The sequence below is a fragment of the Thermobacillus xylanilyticus genome, assembly GCF_907165215.1.
Taxonomy (GTDB): domain Bacteria; phylum Bacillota; class Bacilli; order Paenibacillales; family Paenibacillaceae; genus Thermobacillus; species Thermobacillus xylanilyticus.
In genome coordinates this window covers 14,954-30,726 of the sequence record NZ_CAJRAY010000041.1, presented here as the reverse complement: position 1 = coordinate 30,726, position 15,773 = coordinate 14,954, and the positions used below count along the sequence as shown (strand labels likewise).

The window sequence follows — 15,773 nt, the reverse complement described above, 5'->3', positions numbered from 1 at the left end:
TAAGCAGATCCCGCCATCAGGACGCCCCCGCGGTGCCCGCCGTCCGCGCCGAATTCCGGATGCCCGGCTCCGCCGCGGGGAGGCCCGCATCCGGAGATTTGTCGGCAGGCGCGCTTCGTTCGTGCGATGCCGGCTTCCCTTTCGCTTCCGCTTCCTCCATCCGCGCTTCGACCGACAGCCGGAACGACTCCAGCAACCGGATCGCTTCTTCCGCCGTTCGACACTCCCACAAACGGTTGAGCACATCGATGCTGTCCGAACGATGCGTATGAAGCAGCCGTTCCTTGATCGGCAGAATGGAATGGGACGACATGCTGATGCTGTCCACGTCCAGTCCGAGCCAGATCGGCAGCGCGCGCGGATCGCCCGCCATCTCCCCGCAGACGCCGACATGGATGCCCCGGCGCTTCGCCGCATCCACCGTCATCCGCAGCATGCGGAGCACGGCGGGATGGAACGGCTGATACAGGCGCGAGATCCGCTCGTTCATCCGGTCGACCGCCAGGACGAACTGGATCAGATCGTTCGTGCCGATGCTGAAGAAATCGACCTCTTCCGCTAGCAGATCGGCGATCGTGACGGCGGACGGGAGCTCGATCATGATGCCGCATGGCACGTTCGGGTCGAACGGCACGCCTTCCGCCTGAAGCTCCCGCTTCGCTTCTTCCAGCAGCCGGTTGGCGGCGCGCACTTCTTCGACGGATGAGATGAGCGGGTACATGATTTTGACCTTGCCGTACGCGCTGGCTCGGAGGATCGCCCTAAGCTGCGTCTTGAACAGATCCGGCCGGTCCAGGCAGATGCGGATCGCGCGGTAGCCGAGGAACGGGTTGTCCTCTTCCCCGATCTCGAAATAATCGAGGTTCTTGTCGCCGCCGATATCCAGCGTCCGGATAATGAGCGGCCGGCCCGCCAGCTTCTCCGCCACCGCCTTGTACACTTCGAACTGTTCGTCTTCGCCGGGAAACTGATGCCGGTCCATGTACAGAAACTCCGTCCGGAACAGTCCGACGCCGACGGCGCCGGAGGAGAGCGCCACCTCCAGCTCCTTCAGCGAGCTGATGTTCGCTTCCAGCGCGATCTCCTTGCCGTCGGGCGTGACGGAGCGGACGCCGGCCAGCCGCCGCAGCCGGCTGCGATGTTCGCTCTGCCGGCGCTGAAACTCGGTGTATACCCGGATCTGTTCTTCCGTCGGCCGGGGAATGACGATGCCGGCATCGCCGTCGATGATCATCATGTCGCCGGTTTCGGCCAGCGACTCCAGAGGAACGTCCAGTCCGGTGACAAGCGGCAGGCCGAGCGCGCGTGCCATGATGGAGGCATGCGACGTCATGCTGCCGGTAATCGTTACGATGCCGAGCACATGCTGCGGATTGAGATGGACGAGCTGGGAAGGCGAAACTTCACGCGCCACAAGGATAAACGGCTGCGTGTCCGTCGGCAGCGAAATCTCCGGCATGCCGAGCAGATGCTTGAGCAGCCGGTTGCCCACGTCCTTGATGTCGAGCGCCCGTTCCTTCATGTATTCGTCGTCGAGCAGATCGAACATCGTCACGAAGTGGTCGATCGCTTCCTTGACCGCCGCTTCGGCCGCCTTGTACTGGCGCTTGATGATGCCTTGGATCTCGTTCATGAAGACCGGATCGTTCAGAATGGCCAGATGGGCGTCGAAAATGCTCCGTTCCTCGCTGCCGACGACATCGGCAAGCTCGCCCTTGATCTGCTCGATTTCCCGCTTCGACGAACGGATGCCTTCGTACAGACGCTCGAACTCCCGAGCGAGGTCCGTGACATCGATCTTCTGGTCCGGCACGTCCCACTCCCAGTTCGGAAGGACGAACGCCTTGCCCATCGCAATGCCCGATGATGCGCCTATCCCTTGAATCATCGTTTCTCTCCTCCACCGTCTCTCTCTTCCAGCACGACGGACATGACCGACGCCTGCCCCTTCTTGACTGCCGTAAACGGGGCGAACACCCATGAACGGACGCGTTCCGGATTGGTGATGACCATCGGCGTGACCGGCGACTTGCCGGCGCTCCGGATATGCCCCAGATCAAACCGGAGAAGCGGCTGGCCGGGAACGACCGTGTCGCCTTCTTTCACAAACGTCAGAAAACCGGCGCCATTCAGCTCCATCGTGTCGATGCCGACATGCAGCAGCACCTCCAACCCCTCCGGCGTGCGGATGCCGACGGCGTGCTTTGCCGGATGGACATGGATGACAACCCCCCCGACAGGCGCCGCCGCCTCGCCGCGTTCCGGCACGAAGGCGACGCCGCCCCCAACCAGCCGGCCCGCGAAGATCGGATCGGGCACTTCGTCGAGCGGAATCATCCGTCCCTGGACGGGCGACTTGAACTGCACCCGCCTCAGGTCGCGCTTCATCACTTTCATAATTTCTTCGCGAATCAGTTCGGAGAAAGTGCCGAATACGATCTGGACATTGCCGCCGCCCAGCCGGATGACGCCGGCCGCGCCGAGGCTGCGGAGCGCCGGCACGTCAAGCTGCCTGTCGTCGTGCAATTTCAGCCGGAGCCGCGTGATGCAGGCTTCCATCTGGATGATGTTGTCCTTGCCTCCGATCGCCTGCAGAATCAGCGGCGCGCGGTACGGAATGTCCCCCGCCCATTCGTCAAGCGGCGATCCTTCCTCCCGCCCGGGCGTCGGGATGTCGAACCGCTGGATGGCCCAGCGGAACAGCCAATAATAGCCGATGCCGACGGCGAGACCGATCGGCAGCAGCATCCAGCCTTTCGTGGAGAGATGCAGGTTGATGAAAAAATCGAACGCGCCCGCGGAGAAGGAAAAACCGTGCAGTATGCCGAGTTCGTAAGTGAGCCACATGATGAGTCCGGACAGAAAAGCATGCAGCACGAACAGATAGGGAGCCGCGAACATGAAGGCGAACTCGACCGGCTCCGTCACGCCCGTCAGAAACGAGGACAGGGCGGCGGAAATGAACGTCTTTCTCACCTTCGGCTTCAGGTCTTCCCGCGCCTCGCGGATGATCGCCAGCGCGATCGCCGGCAGCCCGAACATCATGATCGGATACAGTCCAGCCATGTACGCGCCGGCCGTCGGATCGCCGGAGAAGTAGCGCGGCAGATCGCCGTACACGATCATGCCGGCTTCGGTCTCATAGGCGCCGACCTGGAACCAGAACGCGTGGCTGACGAGATGGTGAAGTCCGAAGGCGACGAGAATCCGGTAGGTGAATCCGAACAGGAATACGCCGAATCCGCCGGCCGCTTTCGCCGCTTCGCCGAGGACGGCCATCGCCTCCTGAATCGGCGGCGCGATCTCGATCATGATGATCGAAAAGGCGAGCGAGACGAAACTGACGAACAGCGGCACGAACCTCGGCCCCCCGAAAAACTGCAGGTACTCGGGCAGGCGGAAATCCTTGAACTGTTCGTAGCTGTAACCGGCCGCGATGCCGATGACGACGCCGATCAGCACCGTCGGCTGGATGTCCAGTCCCGCGTACGAGCCGGTGACGGCCGTATAGATGAACATGCCCGCAAGCGCCGATACGCCGGCCGCCACGGCATTGCCGGTCAGGCCGAGCGCGACGCCGAGCGCGAACAGATAGGGCAGAGCGTGGAACAGAATGCCGCCGGCCTTCGTCAAATGGCCGGCCATCGGCGACATGCCCCAGTCCTCCCAGGGCAGTCCGCTCAGACTGAGGAAGACGGCTGCTGCCGGCAGCGCCATCATCGGGAGCATGAGCGCCCGACCGAATTGCTGCAGATTGCCGATAAGCTTCACGCCTTCTCCTCCTGCGCTACGTAAGTCGCTGCGTGGAACCCCGCGCATGCCGTCCGCGAGGCCTATTTCGATGGTACGCGTTCGCCCGCGGTTTGTCAAAAACAAAAAAGAGCGGACCATGAAAGTCCGCCCTGCCGTCGGCAATCAGAAGCTGTAGCGGTTCGGTTGGCCGAACGCACCAGCCTGATAGCCGGTTTGCTGGATGACCGGGCCTTCCTGCTGGCGCGCGTTCGTCGCGCGGTAGACCGGATGCTGTTGCTGCTGCGCGAACGAAGACATGCCGGCTTGACCCGCAAAGTTTTGTTGCTGGAAGTTCTGCTGTTGCACGCCCGCTTGATAGCCGGTGTGTTGGATGACCGGACCTTCCTGCTGACGGGCGTTCGTCGCGCGGTAGACCGGATGCTGTTGCTGCTGCGCGTTGAACGAGGACACTCCGGCCTGACCCGCAAAGTTCTGCTGACCGATCGGCTGCCGGAAGTTCTGCTGTTGCGCGCCCGCCTGATAGCCGACGTGCTGGATGACCGGGCCCTCCTGCTGGTACGCGTTCGTCGCGCGGTAAACCGGATGCTGTTCACCCTGCTGCGAAGCGAACGAGGAAGCCTGGTACGCACCGGCCTGACCGGCGAAGGACTGTTGACCGAACGACTGCTGCTGGCCGGCCTGATAACCGAACTTCGCCGTCACCGGACCGGAAGCCGCCGAGCGCGACAGCTGTCCCTGATACTGGGATTGCACGAACCCGGCCGGCTGATAGCGGTTCTGGCCGGCACCGAAAGACTGGCCGCTCTGGAACTGCGATTGGTTATACATTCGGCTGTTGCCTCCTAAGCGGAAGGTTAGTCTCCATGACGCCGTCAGGGCGTCAGAAGCCAACTTTATTGTTGGAGGCGCGCGCCGCTTTTATCCGAATTCAGCGGTTGGTTTTCCCTTCCGGCAGCAGGATCGAATCCTCGACCTTGATGCAGCGGTCCATGATGACGTTCATGCCCGCCGCCTCCGCGATCTCGGCCGCTTCCTCGCTGACGATGCCGAGCTGCAGCCAGAGCGTCTTCGCGCCGATCTCCGCCGCTTCCCTGGCAACGTCGGCGCAATATTCGCTTCTCCGGAACACATTGACAAGATCGACGGGAAACGGAATGTCCTTCAGCGATTTGTAGCATTTCTCGCCCAGGATGGTGTCCGCGTTCGGATTGACCGGCACGATCCGGTATCCCTTCGCCTGCATCGCGGCGGATACCATATGGGATGTGCGGTCCGGCTTGTCGGACAGGCCGACGACGGCGATCGTATCAGTCTCTTCCAGAATGCGCTTGATCGTCTCCCGATCAGGGTGCCGGTATGCCATGGCCCTCGCTCCTTTCGCTTAAGGCATCAGCCTTCGAGCCGCTCGATGCGGCCGCCGATGGCGGTCAAATGTTCGAAGAAGTTCGGATAAGACTTCGCCACATGGTGCGCGTCGCGAATGACGATCGGTTCCTTCGCGCGCAGTCCGACGATGGAGAGCGCCATGATCACGCGGTGATCATAGTGCGAGTCGATGACGGCGCCGCCGGCCACGCCTTCCGGCTTGCCGTGAACGATGATTTCGCTGCGGCGTTCTTCGACGTCGGCGCCCGCCTTGCGCAGCTCCGCCACGAAGTCGGAGATCCGGTCGCATTCCTTGTAGCGCAGGTTCTCGACGTTGTAGAAACGGGACGTGCCTTCCGCGAACACGGAGGCGGCGACCATGGCGAGCACGCCGTCGGTGAAGGCGTCGCCGTCGAATTCACCCGCTTTGAGCTTGCCGTTGCCCGCAACCCGCACGCTGCCGTTAGCATGCGTCAGCGGCACGTTCATCATCCGCAGCACGTCGACGACCGCCCGCTCGCCTTGCAGGCTGTCCTCCCGCAGCCGATGGACCGTGACATCCGACTGGGCAACGGCGGCCGCGGCGAGAATGGCCGCCGAGCCGGGGTAGTCGCCTTCCACGGTGTATGTCCGCGCCTGATAGCGCTGGCCGCCCGGGATGCGGTAATGCATCAGGTCGTCGCTCGCCTCCACGGTGATGCCGGCTTGCTTCAGCACATCCAGCGTCTGTCTGACGACCACCTTCGATTTCAGTTCGTGCAGCACTTCGATCTCGCTGTCCTCGTCGAGCAGCGGCGTCAGGAACAGCAGGGCGCTCAGGTATTGCGAGCTGATCGCGCCGGAGACGCGGATCTTGCCGCCCTTCGGGTTCCCGCCGCGGATCGTGATCGGCAGCTTGCCGGCGTTGTGCTCGACCTGGACGCCGAGCTGGCCGAGCGCGCCGATCAGATCGTCATGCGGCCGCTGGCCGAGCGACTTCGGATAGGCGTTGACAAACGTCACTTCCGGCACGAGGGAAGCGACCGCCATCAGGAAGCGCAGCACGGCGCCCGCGTTGCCGACGTTCAGCTCCTTCACGTCCTTCGGCCGGCGGCCGAAGCCGGTGATCGACATCCGCTCGCCGTCTTCTTCCAGCACGGCGCCGAGATCCCGGATGCACCGGCGCATCGCGTCGCTGTCGTCGCTGCGGGCGGGATACAGAATCGTGCTCGTTCCCTCCGCCAGCGCGGCGGCCAGCATATAGCGCGTCGTATAGTTCTTCGAACTCAGCGCCTGAATTTCGCCCTTTAGCCCGGGCGTCGGCAGAATGCGGACATCCATCCGTTCTCTCCAGCTCCTTCTCCCTGTTCGGGTTATGTATTGACAGGCATATGCCCCGTCAGACGAAGATGCATCTTCCGGCGGCATAACCGGCGGCCGCCAGCAGCAGGGCGCAGACGAAAGTGCCAAGGCCGTATCCGGCGGCCGTTCTCCATCGTTTGGCCCGCAGCAATTCCGCCAGCTGCGCCATGACGGTCGAGAACGTCGTCAGCCCGCCGAGGAAGCCGGTGCCGACGAGCAGCTGCGCGGCGCGGTTTTCCGCCGTGAGCGGCAGGCCCAGCAGCAAACCGAGCGCGAACGTTCCAACCAGGTTGACGAGCAGCGTGCCGGCCCGGGGCTGGCCCGTCCGCGCAATGAAGGCCCGCTGCACGGCGTACCGGAGCAGCGCGCCCGCGCCGCCGCCCAATGCGACCAGCAGGAAGGCGGTCATGCGGCATCCTCCCGTGCGTTGCGGAATACGGCCTTTGCCAGCGCATATCCGGCCGATGCGGCGACGAGTCCCGCCGCGGCGGATGCGGCGGCATAGGCGAATGCCATTGCGGCGTAACCATCCGCCGCAAGCCGGACCGTCTCGACGCCGAATGCGGACAGCGTCGTGAAACCGCCGAGGAAGCCGGTGCTCAAGAATTCCCGCAGCGCTTCGGGCAGCGGACGGTTCGCGAGCAAGCCGCCGAGCAGGCCGATCAGCAGGCAGCCGGCGGCGTTCGCCGTGAACGTGGCGGAGGGAAACGCGCCGGATTCGGGCGCGCCGAGCGCCAGCGCGACGGCGTACCGGGCAAGCGCGCCGAGCGCGCCGCCGGCCGCCACGCATGCGGAAGTCTTCATGCCGTCGACTCCTTCACGGCAGCCAATATCCGATCGGCGACTTCGTCCGGTTTCAGATCGGTCGTGTCGATCTTGATATGCGCGAAATCATAGGCGTGCTCCCGCTCCGCCATCAGCCGCCGCACCCGTTCCCCGACGTCTCCGCGCAGGAGCGGCCGCGCCCCGTCGCCCGATACGCGCTCGATGATCCGCTCAGGCAATGCCGTAAGCGCCGCGACGAACCCCGAGCGCAGCATCGCCTCGCGGTTCGCTTCGCGCAGCACGGCGCCGCCGCCGGTCGCCAGCACGAGCGGCCGGTCCTCCGCCATAAGCCGCGCGAGCACGTTGCTCTCCAGATCGCGGAAATGCGCTTCGCCTTTCGTGTCGAACAATTCGGCAATCGTGCATCCCGCTTCGCGCTCGATTTCTTCGTCGAGATCCACGCGCCCGATGCCGAGCCGTCCGGCCAGCAGCCGCGCGACGGTCGATTTGCCCGTGCCCATGAAGCCGACGAGCACGATTTTGTCCGTTCGGGCCTTCACCCCGATCGTTCCCCCCGCTGCTCAAACTCGTGAACTCCAATGTTTTCATGATAACACAGCGGCCAAGGAGCGGACAACGCGGAAGGGGACACGCGAAGCGTTTCCCGCATGGCGTTCCCGCGCTGCGCGGCCCGGTCCTGCGGGCATAGTTCGGACGATCCGGTCGTATGGATGATAGCAGGGAATGAACGGGGGGATTCGCCATGCCGATCGCAGCGCCGCAGTCCGCCGGAAGCCGGATCGACCGGATCCGTGACCCGGCCCGTCCGGCATGCAGGGACGATCTGATCTGGCTGCTTCATGCAGTCAAGAAAAAAGTGGCCGACGGCGCTCCTGCCCTGCAGGAACTGCCGCGGCCACAGCTGATTGCGCTCTTCCGCGATTTCGCCGAGGCGGCGCTGGTGCTGCTTCACGGCCGGACCTGCACCGCCGATGAACTCGAGCGGGCGCGGCGCAGTCTGGCCGATGCCGTTGCCATGCTGTACGATTGACGCGTCAGTTGCTCAGCCAGTCGAAGTGGAACGTGCCTTCCTTGTCCACCCGCTGGAACGTATGCGCGCCGAAGTAGTCGCGCTGCGCCTGCAGCAGGTTGGCGGGCAGCCGCTCGCTGCGGTACGAGTCGTAGTACGCGAGCGCGCTGGCGAAAGCCGGCACCGGGATGCCGTGCGTGACCGCCGTGGCCACCACTTCGCGCCATGCGTCCTGATAATTTTCGACGACCGATTTGAAATACTCGTCCAGCAGCAGGTTGCTGAGGTTCGGGTTGCGGTCGTAGGCTTCCTTGATTTTGTGCAGGAACTGCGCGCGAATGATGCAGCCGCCGCGGAAGATCATCGCGATGTCGCCGCAGCGCAGATTCCAGCCGTACTCCTCCGAAGCGATGCGCATTTGGGCGAAGCCTTGCGCGTAGGAGCAGATCTTGCTCGCGTACAGCGCCTTGCGCACCGATTCGATGAACGCCTTCTTGTCCCCCGCAAACGGCTTCTTCTCCGGCCCCTTGAGCAGCTTGCTCGCGGCGACGCGTTCCTGCTTCATCGCCGAGAGGAAACGGGCGAAGACGGATTCGGTGATGATGGACAGCGGCACGCCGAGATCGAGCGCGCTCTGGCTTGTCCATTTGCCCGTGCCCTTCTGGCCCGCCGAGTCGAGGATGACGTCGACCATCGGCTTGCCCGTCTCCGGATCGTATTTCGCGAAGATCTCTTTCGTAATCTCGATCAGATAGCTGTCGAGCTCCCCTTCATTCCACTCCGCGAAAATCTTGTGCAATTCCTCGTTCGTCAGGCCGAGCACCGAGGTAAGCAGATGATACGCTTCGCAAATGAGCTGCATGTCGCCGTACTCGATGCCGTTGTGCACCATTTTCACGTAATGGCCGGCACCGTCCGGACCGATATAGGTGCAGCAGGGCTCGCCGTTTACTTTCGCGGAAATGGCGGTGAGGATCGGTTCAACGAGCCTGTAGGCCGATTCCTGGCCGCCGGGCATGATCGCCGGACCTTTCAGCGCGCCTTCTTCCCCGCCCGACACGCCGGCGCCGATGAAGCGGATGCCTTTCGCTTCAAGGTCGCGGCTGCGGCGCTGCGTATCCGGGTAATGCGCGTTGCCGCCGTCGATAATGATGTCGCCTTCGTCCAGATGCGGCACGAGCGCGTTGATCGTCGCATCGGTGCCCGCGCCGGCCTGCACCATGATCAGAATTTTCCGCGGCTTTTCAAGGGATTCGACGAACTCCTCGATCGTATACGTCGGGTGCAGATTGCGCCCGGGATTCTGGCTGATCACTTCGTCCGTCTTTTCACGCGACCGGTTGTAGATCGATACGGTAAATCCCTTGCTCTCGATGTTGAGGGCAAGGTTGCGTCCCATGACGGCCATGCCGATGACGCCGATTTGTTGTTTTGCCATTTCCGAACGTCCCATCCTTTGCGCTCTTGAATTATTTAACGCCCCTATTTTACTCGTTTTGCAGGATTATGAAAACCTATAGATTTCTTCGATACCCTTATGGTGAAGCCGCTTATCCGCCGGATCTGAACGCGTCCAGTTCGGCGAAGGTGTCCGATACGCGTTCGTACGATCGCTTGAACATGCCGTGGAGCCGGTCATATACGGGGACAAGCTCCGGATTCGGATCGCACCTGTCCGTTACCGTCGAAGCGGACGCCGCCGGATCCGGCATCAGGCCGAGCGCGTGCAGGGCGAGCCGGGCGGCGCCGACTCCCGACGCGTCCTCGCTGTCCGTGCGGACGACCGGCCTGCCGAGGATGTCGGCGATGAGCTGCCGCAGCGCCGCCGACCGGGCGAAGCCGCCGGACACCCGGATCTCCCGCAGGCCGCCCGCCAGGCCGGCGAGCGCGTCCGCCACCGAGCGCAGATGCAGCACGATGCCTTCCAGACCGGCGCGAATCATGTGCCGGCGGTCATGTTCGAGCGACAGGCCGAGAAATACGCCGCGCGCCCGCTCGTCCCAATGCGGCGCGCGCTCGCCGGACAGGTGCGGCAGGAACAGCAGTCCGCCGGCGCCGGGCGGCGCTTCCATCGCCAGTTCGACGAGCCGGGCGTAGCCGTCATTACCGTCCGACAGGTCCGGGGCAAGCTTGTCCCGCATCCAGCGGAAGACGACGCCGCCGCTGTTGACCGGCCCGCCGGCAATCCACCAGCCTTCCGCCAGCGGATAGCAGAACAGCCGTCCGTGCGGATCGGCGGCCGGCTGCCGGACGGCGACGCGCACCGCGCCGCTCGTGCCGATCGTGAGCGAAGCGACACCCGGTTCGAGCGCGCCGCCGCCGAGATTGGCCAGCGGGCCGTCGGCCGCTCCGAGCACGACGGGCACGTCGGGGCTCAGCCCGAGTTCGGCTGCCGTCTCGGGAAGCAGGCCGCGCAGAACATGCGTCGAAGGCTTAAGCTCCGGCAGCCGGTCCGCGTCGATGCCCGCGATCCGCATCGCCTCCCCGTCCCAGGTCCGCTCATGCAGATTGTAAAAACCGGTGCCGCCGGCAGTCGATTCGTCCATCGGGACGGGCCGGCCGAACCAGCGCTCCAGCACATACTCCTTGATGCCGATGAACCGCCCGGCGGAAGCGAACAGCTCCGGCCGCCGCTCGCGGAGCCAGAACAGCTTCGCGAGCGGCGTCATGGCGTGCAGCGGCACGCCCGTGCGGGACGGAAGATCCGCCGCATCCTTCGATCCGCGCAGCTTCCGCGCATGTCCGGCCGCGCGAAGATCGGCCCAGGTCAGCACCCGCGTGAGCGCCTTCCCGTCCCCATCCGTGACAATCAGAGAATGCATCGCCGTGCTGAACGCGACGGCCAGCACCCCTTCCGGGCCGCATCCGGCCCCGTCGACCGCTTCGCGCACCGCTTCGGCCGCCGCTTCGGCGATGCGGTCCGGATCCTGCTCCGCATATCCGGGCTCCTGCGACAGAAGCGGATATTCCCGTTCACCCCTGGCCGCTATCACTGCCTGGCCGCCTTCGGTCAGGCTGCCGGCGTTGATTGCCAGCACCTTGGCGCTGGTCGTGCCCAGATCGACGGCCAGCACGATTTTCCTACCTAGCCCGCTGTCGCTCAATCCGATGTCCTCCCCCGAACCTTCCGAATCGTCAGCCTTATTCTAGAGCATCCCGGTCTCCCGGCGCAACTTGACCGCCGGCCCGGCGGGGACGGACAGAAACAGGCTTCCCTTCCTCCGCGGCGGAGCAAGAGAAGCCTGTCAATTCGGCTTATTCCATTGACTTTCGATCATACGCACATCCTTCCGCCCGTCACATTTCGAGCTGCAGCATCTCCGTGCGCATCTCCATCAGCCGCTTCTTGGATGCTTCGACATCGGCGATGCGGCCTTCGGCCAGCGCTTCGTGCAGCACCGCCAACTCGTAATCGAGTTCAAGCCGCAGGACATGCACGCGCTCTTCCGCCCGCTTGTTCTGAAATGCGCGAATCATCTCTTCTGTCGTGACCGTCGTATTCCTCTGGTAGATGACGCGATGTTCCATACCCGACACCTCCACCAATCGGATGATTTCGCCAAACATGATGTCTTCGATTACGATGCGGCGGTCTTTGATCCGTTTGACGACGGCATGGCCGCGGGAATCGTTGATCATTTTCTCCAGCAGTTCCGACAGTCTGACGTCCCGAATCGTGTAGTCGCCGATCATCTTGTAGCAGTTCCGGATGCGCCGGAATCGCAGCTTGACCAGCCTGCGTCCGGTGCGGATCGAGATGAAGAACAGCCCGTTCGCCTCGCTCCAGAACAGGGAGTAGCCGGCCTGGATCAGCTCTCGGATCAGATCGTGAATCTTCCGCCGGTCGAACCGGATCTCCAGGTTGCAGTACTCCACCTCGTCGCTTTTGTTCACGGCGATCCCTCCCCTGCCCGAGAATCGGCGGAATGTTCTGAAATTTCTACCTCACTTTCAGTTTATACTCCATTTTATGTTCTGGCAACTTGGTTTATTGACGAAAATTGAAGCGCAAATTCGCCGTACTTGTCCGAATCGGGGCACCAATGCAAAAGGCTTCCCGCCGCGCCGTTGAAAGCACGGAGGAAAGCCTTGGAGATCAGACGACCGGCTGCGGACCGGCATCATCCCGGCGGGCGAGCGTGCGGAACCGCTCCAGCAGCAGCAAGGCGGCAATCGACAGCGCGCCGCTGGCCAAGAGCGGCAGCGTCATCTCGATGCGGTACAGGAACGCGGCGACGAGCGGACCCGCGATGCGGCCGAGACTGTCCATCGAGGAGCTGAGGCCGGAAGCGACGCCCTGCTCGACCTTCGTCCGCTGCGTAATGAGCGAGGTGACGCACGGCCGGACGAGCGCGTTGCCGACGCCGAATATCGCGAGGAAGACCGTCGCCGTCCACAGCTCATGCGACGCGATCAACAAGAAGAACCCGGCCGCCGAGATGAGCAGGCCCGCCGCGATCCAGGCCGGTTCCCGTCCCGGCTTGATCAGCCGGCGGACGACGCCGCCCTGCACGATCGCGCCGACGAGGCCGCAGACGAAGAACATGAGGCCGAACTGGGCCGGCGTAACATCGAACCGCTCCATGCCGAACCATTGCAGCGTCGATTCGATGCCCGCCAGCGAGAACGTGACGAAGAAGGCGAGCACGTACAAATATTTCAGCGGACCGGTGAACGCCGTCCAGCGCGAAGGGCGTTTCTTCCCGGAGCCGCGACGCTCCGGCGGCAGCGATTCGCGCAGCGTGTACAGTCCCGTGACGAACAGCAGCGCCGACAGCGCCGACGCCGCGAAGAACGGCGTCTCGAGCGAGATGCCGCTGAGCAGCCCGCCGATTCCCGGACCGAACGTGAAACCGAGACCGATCGACATCCCGACGAGTCCCATCCCGCGCGTGCGCTGCTCGGGCGGCGTAATGTCCGCCACATACGCAACGATGACGGAGACGACCGCTCCGGAGAACAATCCGCCAAGCAGGCGCGCCGCGTACATGAGCGGCAGATGGCCCGATGCCAGACCGAACAGGAGAAAGCTTGCAGAGAAGCCGAACACGCCGGTCAGAATGACCGGACGGCGGCCGATCCTGTCGGACAGCGCCCCCCATGCGGGAGACAGCACAAACGAAACCAGGGAATACAGCGACAACATGAGCGCGTTATGATATTCCGCCCTGCCGGGATCAATGCTTTTCACCAGTTCCGGCATGACGGGAATAATGATGCCGAAGCCGATGAATACGGTCATGAGCACCAGCATGACCATCACGATTCGCCTGTCCATCTTGAACCGCTCCTTCCACCCGCTTATCGTACCACATCTTGTCCTCACAGAAAAATGAACAAACTGCGACATCCCGCACCGCGCTTGCATCCATGCCGAAACCCGATCTTGCATTCGCTACCCGTTTTGCTATACTCTAGCTTGTTTGACTTAAATCGCGTGCAAGGAAAGGACGGGATGGGGCGTTGGATCAGTCATCCACCCCGCTGTTCACCGCGCTTCGGCGGCATGCCGAACGCAACCCGCTGCAATTTCACATTCCGGGCCACAAGAAAGGCAGGGGCAGCGACGAAGAGTTCCGCGCGTTTATCGGCGACAACGCGCTGTCCATCGACCTGATCAACATCGCGCCGCTGGATGACCTGCACCAGCCGGCCGGCGTCATCGGCGAGGCCCAGAAACTGGCAGCGGAAGCGTTCGGAGCGGACTATACTTTCTTCTCCGTGCAGGGAACGAGCGGGGCGATCATGACGATGATCTTGTCCGTCTGCTCGCCCGGCGACAAGATCATCGTGCCGCGGAACGTGCACAAATCGGTGCTGTCCGCGATCATTTTCGCCGGCGCCCGCCCGGTCTTCGTCTCTCCCGTCCGCGACGGGAACCTCGGCATCGATCACGGGATCACCACCAGCGCGGTGCGGCGCGCCCTTGAGCGCCATCCCGACGCGAAAGCGGTGCTCGTCATCAACCCGACCTACTTCGGCGTCTGCGCCAATCTGCGCGAAATTGTCGATCTCGTGCATTCCTACGATATCCCGGTGCTGGTCGACGAAGCGCACGGGGTGCTGATCCACTTCCACGACGAGCTGCCGATCTCCGCGATGCAGGCCGGCGCGGACGTGGCCGCGACGAGCGTGCACAAGCTCGGCGGTTCGATGACCCAGAGCTCGATTCTGAACGTCAAGGGCACCCGCGTCAATCCGCACCGGATTCAGACGATTTTCAGCATGCTCACGACGACATCGACTTCGTATCTGCTGCTGGCATCGCTGGATACGGCACGGCGGAATCTCGCGCTGAACGGCCGCGCGATGGCCGAGCATGCGCTTTCGCTCGCCCGCTACGCCCGCCGGGAGATCAACGCGATCCCGGGGCTGTATTGCTTCGGCGACGACATTCTGGGCGGTGAAGCGACGTACAGCTACGATCCGACGAAGATCACGATCCACGTCCGCCATCTCGGCATCACGGGCTACGATGCGGAGAACTGGCTGCGCGAGAAGCACCGCATCGAAGTCGAATTGAGCGACATGTACAACATTCTCGCCCTGATCACGCCCGGCGACACGAAGGAGACGGTCGACGCGCTGCTCCGGGCGCTGCGCGAGATGTCGGAGACGTTCTACCAGGTGAACGAGGCGAAAGAACTGGTCGTGAAGATACCGGAGATTCCGCAGCTCTCGCTTACGCCGCGCGACGCCTTCTACGCCGAGACGGAATCCGTGCCGCTTGCCGAATCGGCCGGCCGGATCATCGCCGAGTTCATCTACGTCTATCCGCCCGGCATTCCGATCCTGCTGCCCGGAGAGGTCATCTCCCAGGCGAACATCGACTACATCCTTGACCATCTCCAGGTCGGCCTTCCGGTCAAAGGGCCGGAAGATCCGAGTCTGAACTATGTCAAAGTGATTGTCGAAGAGACGCCGATCAGCTGAACCCGGGCGGTTTCCTGCCGAAGCCGGTGCTTGTTGTCAAGCGCCGGCTTCAGTGCTATCCTAGTTCTGGGAGGTGGCTTTGCAGGTGAGTCAAAGCGCTTACATCTATTTCGTGGAAGGCTCCGCCGTCGAGCAGCTGACGCTGGACGGCGTGAAGGAACAGTTGCAGCGATATCGGGAACAGACCGCGCTTACCGGCCGTCAGCTGGGCTGGGACTACGCGGACGCCGCCTTCCCGTACACGATCGAGACCAAGGAAGGCGAACCGTGGTTTTACCTGAAAGGTACGGACTCGCACTATCGCTACATCGTGATCGGCGTCGGGCAGACGGAGCGCGGCGATCGCACGGTGCATTACGTGCAGGTCGTGCTGCCGGACGATGCGACGCACGGCGACAAGGGAAAAGCGAACGAATTGTGCAAATATCTGGCCAAACATCTGCAGGCCGAGTTGAAATTGTTCAACGGCCGAACCATCTACTACAACCCGCGGAAATAAGCCGTCCGTTCGGCGGACGCATCCGTTGGGCGTGCACGTAAAAACGGCCGGCCATCGATGTTCGATGACCGGCCTTCTTGCCGGAGT

15 protein-coding genes are annotated in these 15,773 nt (G+C 63.3%); 3 read left to right on the top strand and 12 right to left on the bottom strand.

All coding sequences use genetic code 11. From position 1 onward, the window contains the following. Nucleotides 1-16 precede the first annotated feature (16 nt). The 8 genes from ptsP to KJQ12_RS08565 all read right to left on the bottom strand — a co-directional run bounded on the left by ptsP (nucleotide 17) and on the right by KJQ12_RS08565 (nucleotide 7,784). Nucleotides 17-1,888, bottom strand: a complete 1,872-nt coding sequence (gene ptsP, locus KJQ12_RS08600; RefSeq protein ID WP_213484312.1) for a phosphoenolpyruvate--protein phosphotransferase — start codon at nucleotides 1,886-1,888, stop codon at nucleotides 17-19. Next, a complete protein-coding gene (locus KJQ12_RS08595; protein ID WP_213484311.1) occupies nucleotides 1,885-3,771 on the bottom strand; it encodes a glucose PTS transporter subunit IIA in 1,887 nt (628 codons plus the stop codon). Before KJQ12_RS08595 ends, ptsP begins: the two co-directional genes overlap by 4 nt. 144 nt (nucleotides 3,772-3,915) lie before the next feature. Beyond that, nucleotides 3,916-4,581 carry a hypothetical protein gene (locus KJQ12_RS08590; RefSeq protein ID WP_213484309.1) on the bottom strand — a complete coding sequence of 222 codons (666 nt, stop codon included), beginning with the start codon at nucleotides 4,579-4,581 and terminating at the stop codon, nucleotides 3,916-3,918. A gap of 100 nt (nucleotides 4,582-4,681) precedes the next feature. Continuing rightward, a complete protein-coding gene (locus KJQ12_RS08585; protein ID WP_213484307.1) occupies nucleotides 4,682-5,116 on the bottom strand; it encodes a CoA-binding protein in 435 nt (144 codons plus the stop codon). Between the two features lie 26 nt (nucleotides 5,117-5,142). Further along, the gene (gene aroA / locus KJQ12_RS08580; RefSeq protein ID WP_213484306.1) at nucleotides 5,143-6,438 is read right to left on the bottom strand and encodes a 3-phosphoshikimate 1-carboxyvinyltransferase; all 1,296 of its coding nucleotides are present in this window, start codon (nucleotides 6,436-6,438) and stop codon (nucleotides 5,143-5,145) included. 58 nt (nucleotides 6,439-6,496) lie between these two features. Continuing rightward, nucleotides 6,497-6,868 (bottom strand): FluC/FEX family fluoride channel, encoded by a 372-nt coding sequence (locus tag KJQ12_RS08575; protein ID WP_213484305.1) that lies wholly within the window; start codon nucleotides 6,866-6,868, stop codon nucleotides 6,497-6,499. Then, on the bottom strand, nucleotides 6,865-7,263 hold the full coding sequence (locus KJQ12_RS08570; protein ID WP_213484304.1) for a fluoride efflux transporter FluC: 399 nt from the start codon (nucleotides 7,261-7,263) through the stop codon (nucleotides 6,865-6,867). Before KJQ12_RS08570 ends, KJQ12_RS08575 begins: the two co-directional genes overlap by 4 nt. After that, entirely contained in the window at nucleotides 7,260-7,784 is a 525-nt protein-coding gene (locus KJQ12_RS08565; protein WP_213484301.1) for a shikimate kinase, read from the bottom strand. Before KJQ12_RS08565 ends, KJQ12_RS08570 begins: the two co-directional genes overlap by 4 nt. Before the next feature lie 203 nt (nucleotides 7,785-7,987). Here KJQ12_RS08565 and KJQ12_RS08560 point away from each other — a divergent pair, with 203 nt between their 5' ends. Continuing rightward, entirely contained in the window at nucleotides 7,988-8,275 is a 288-nt protein-coding gene (locus tag KJQ12_RS08560) for a hypothetical protein (RefSeq protein WP_015255094.1), read from the top strand. Between the two features lie 4 nt (nucleotides 8,276-8,279). Here KJQ12_RS08560 and gndA read toward each other — a convergent pair whose 3' ends face one another. The 4 genes from gndA to KJQ12_RS08540 form a co-directional block, all read right to left on the bottom strand. Beyond that, complete coding sequence (gene gndA / locus KJQ12_RS08555) at nucleotides 8,280-9,692, bottom strand: NADP-dependent phosphogluconate dehydrogenase (protein WP_213484300.1); 1,413 nt, start codon at nucleotides 9,690-9,692, stop codon at nucleotides 8,280-8,282. A 112-nt stretch (nucleotides 9,693-9,804) separates the two neighbouring features. Beyond that, a complete protein-coding gene (locus KJQ12_RS08550) occupies nucleotides 9,805-11,358 on the bottom strand; it encodes a gluconokinase (RefSeq protein WP_213484298.1) in 1,554 nt (517 codons plus the stop codon). 193 nt (nucleotides 11,359-11,551) lie between these two features. Further along, a complete protein-coding gene (locus tag KJQ12_RS08545; RefSeq protein ID WP_213484297.1) occupies nucleotides 11,552-12,148 on the bottom strand; it encodes a hypothetical protein in 597 nt (198 codons plus the stop codon). 202 nt (nucleotides 12,149-12,350) lie between these two features. Beyond that, nucleotides 12,351-13,604 (bottom strand): MFS transporter, encoded by a 1,254-nt coding sequence (locus KJQ12_RS08540; protein WP_280529256.1) that lies wholly within the window; start codon nucleotides 13,602-13,604, stop codon nucleotides 12,351-12,353. Between the two features lie 113 nt (nucleotides 13,605-13,717). Here KJQ12_RS08540 and KJQ12_RS08535 point away from each other — a divergent pair, with 113 nt between their 5' ends. Both KJQ12_RS08535 and KJQ12_RS08530 read left to right on the top strand, forming a co-directional pair. Further along, complete coding sequence (locus KJQ12_RS08535) at nucleotides 13,718-15,187, top strand: aminotransferase class I/II-fold pyridoxal phosphate-dependent enzyme (RefSeq protein ID WP_213484293.1); 1,470 nt, start codon at nucleotides 13,718-13,720, stop codon at nucleotides 15,185-15,187. Nucleotides 15,188-15,272: 85 nt separating this feature from the next. Next, complete coding sequence (locus KJQ12_RS08530; RefSeq protein ID WP_041853880.1) at nucleotides 15,273-15,686, top strand: DUF1885 family protein; 414 nt, start codon at nucleotides 15,273-15,275, stop codon at nucleotides 15,684-15,686. The last annotated feature ends 87 nt before the right edge of the window (nucleotides 15,687-15,773 follow it).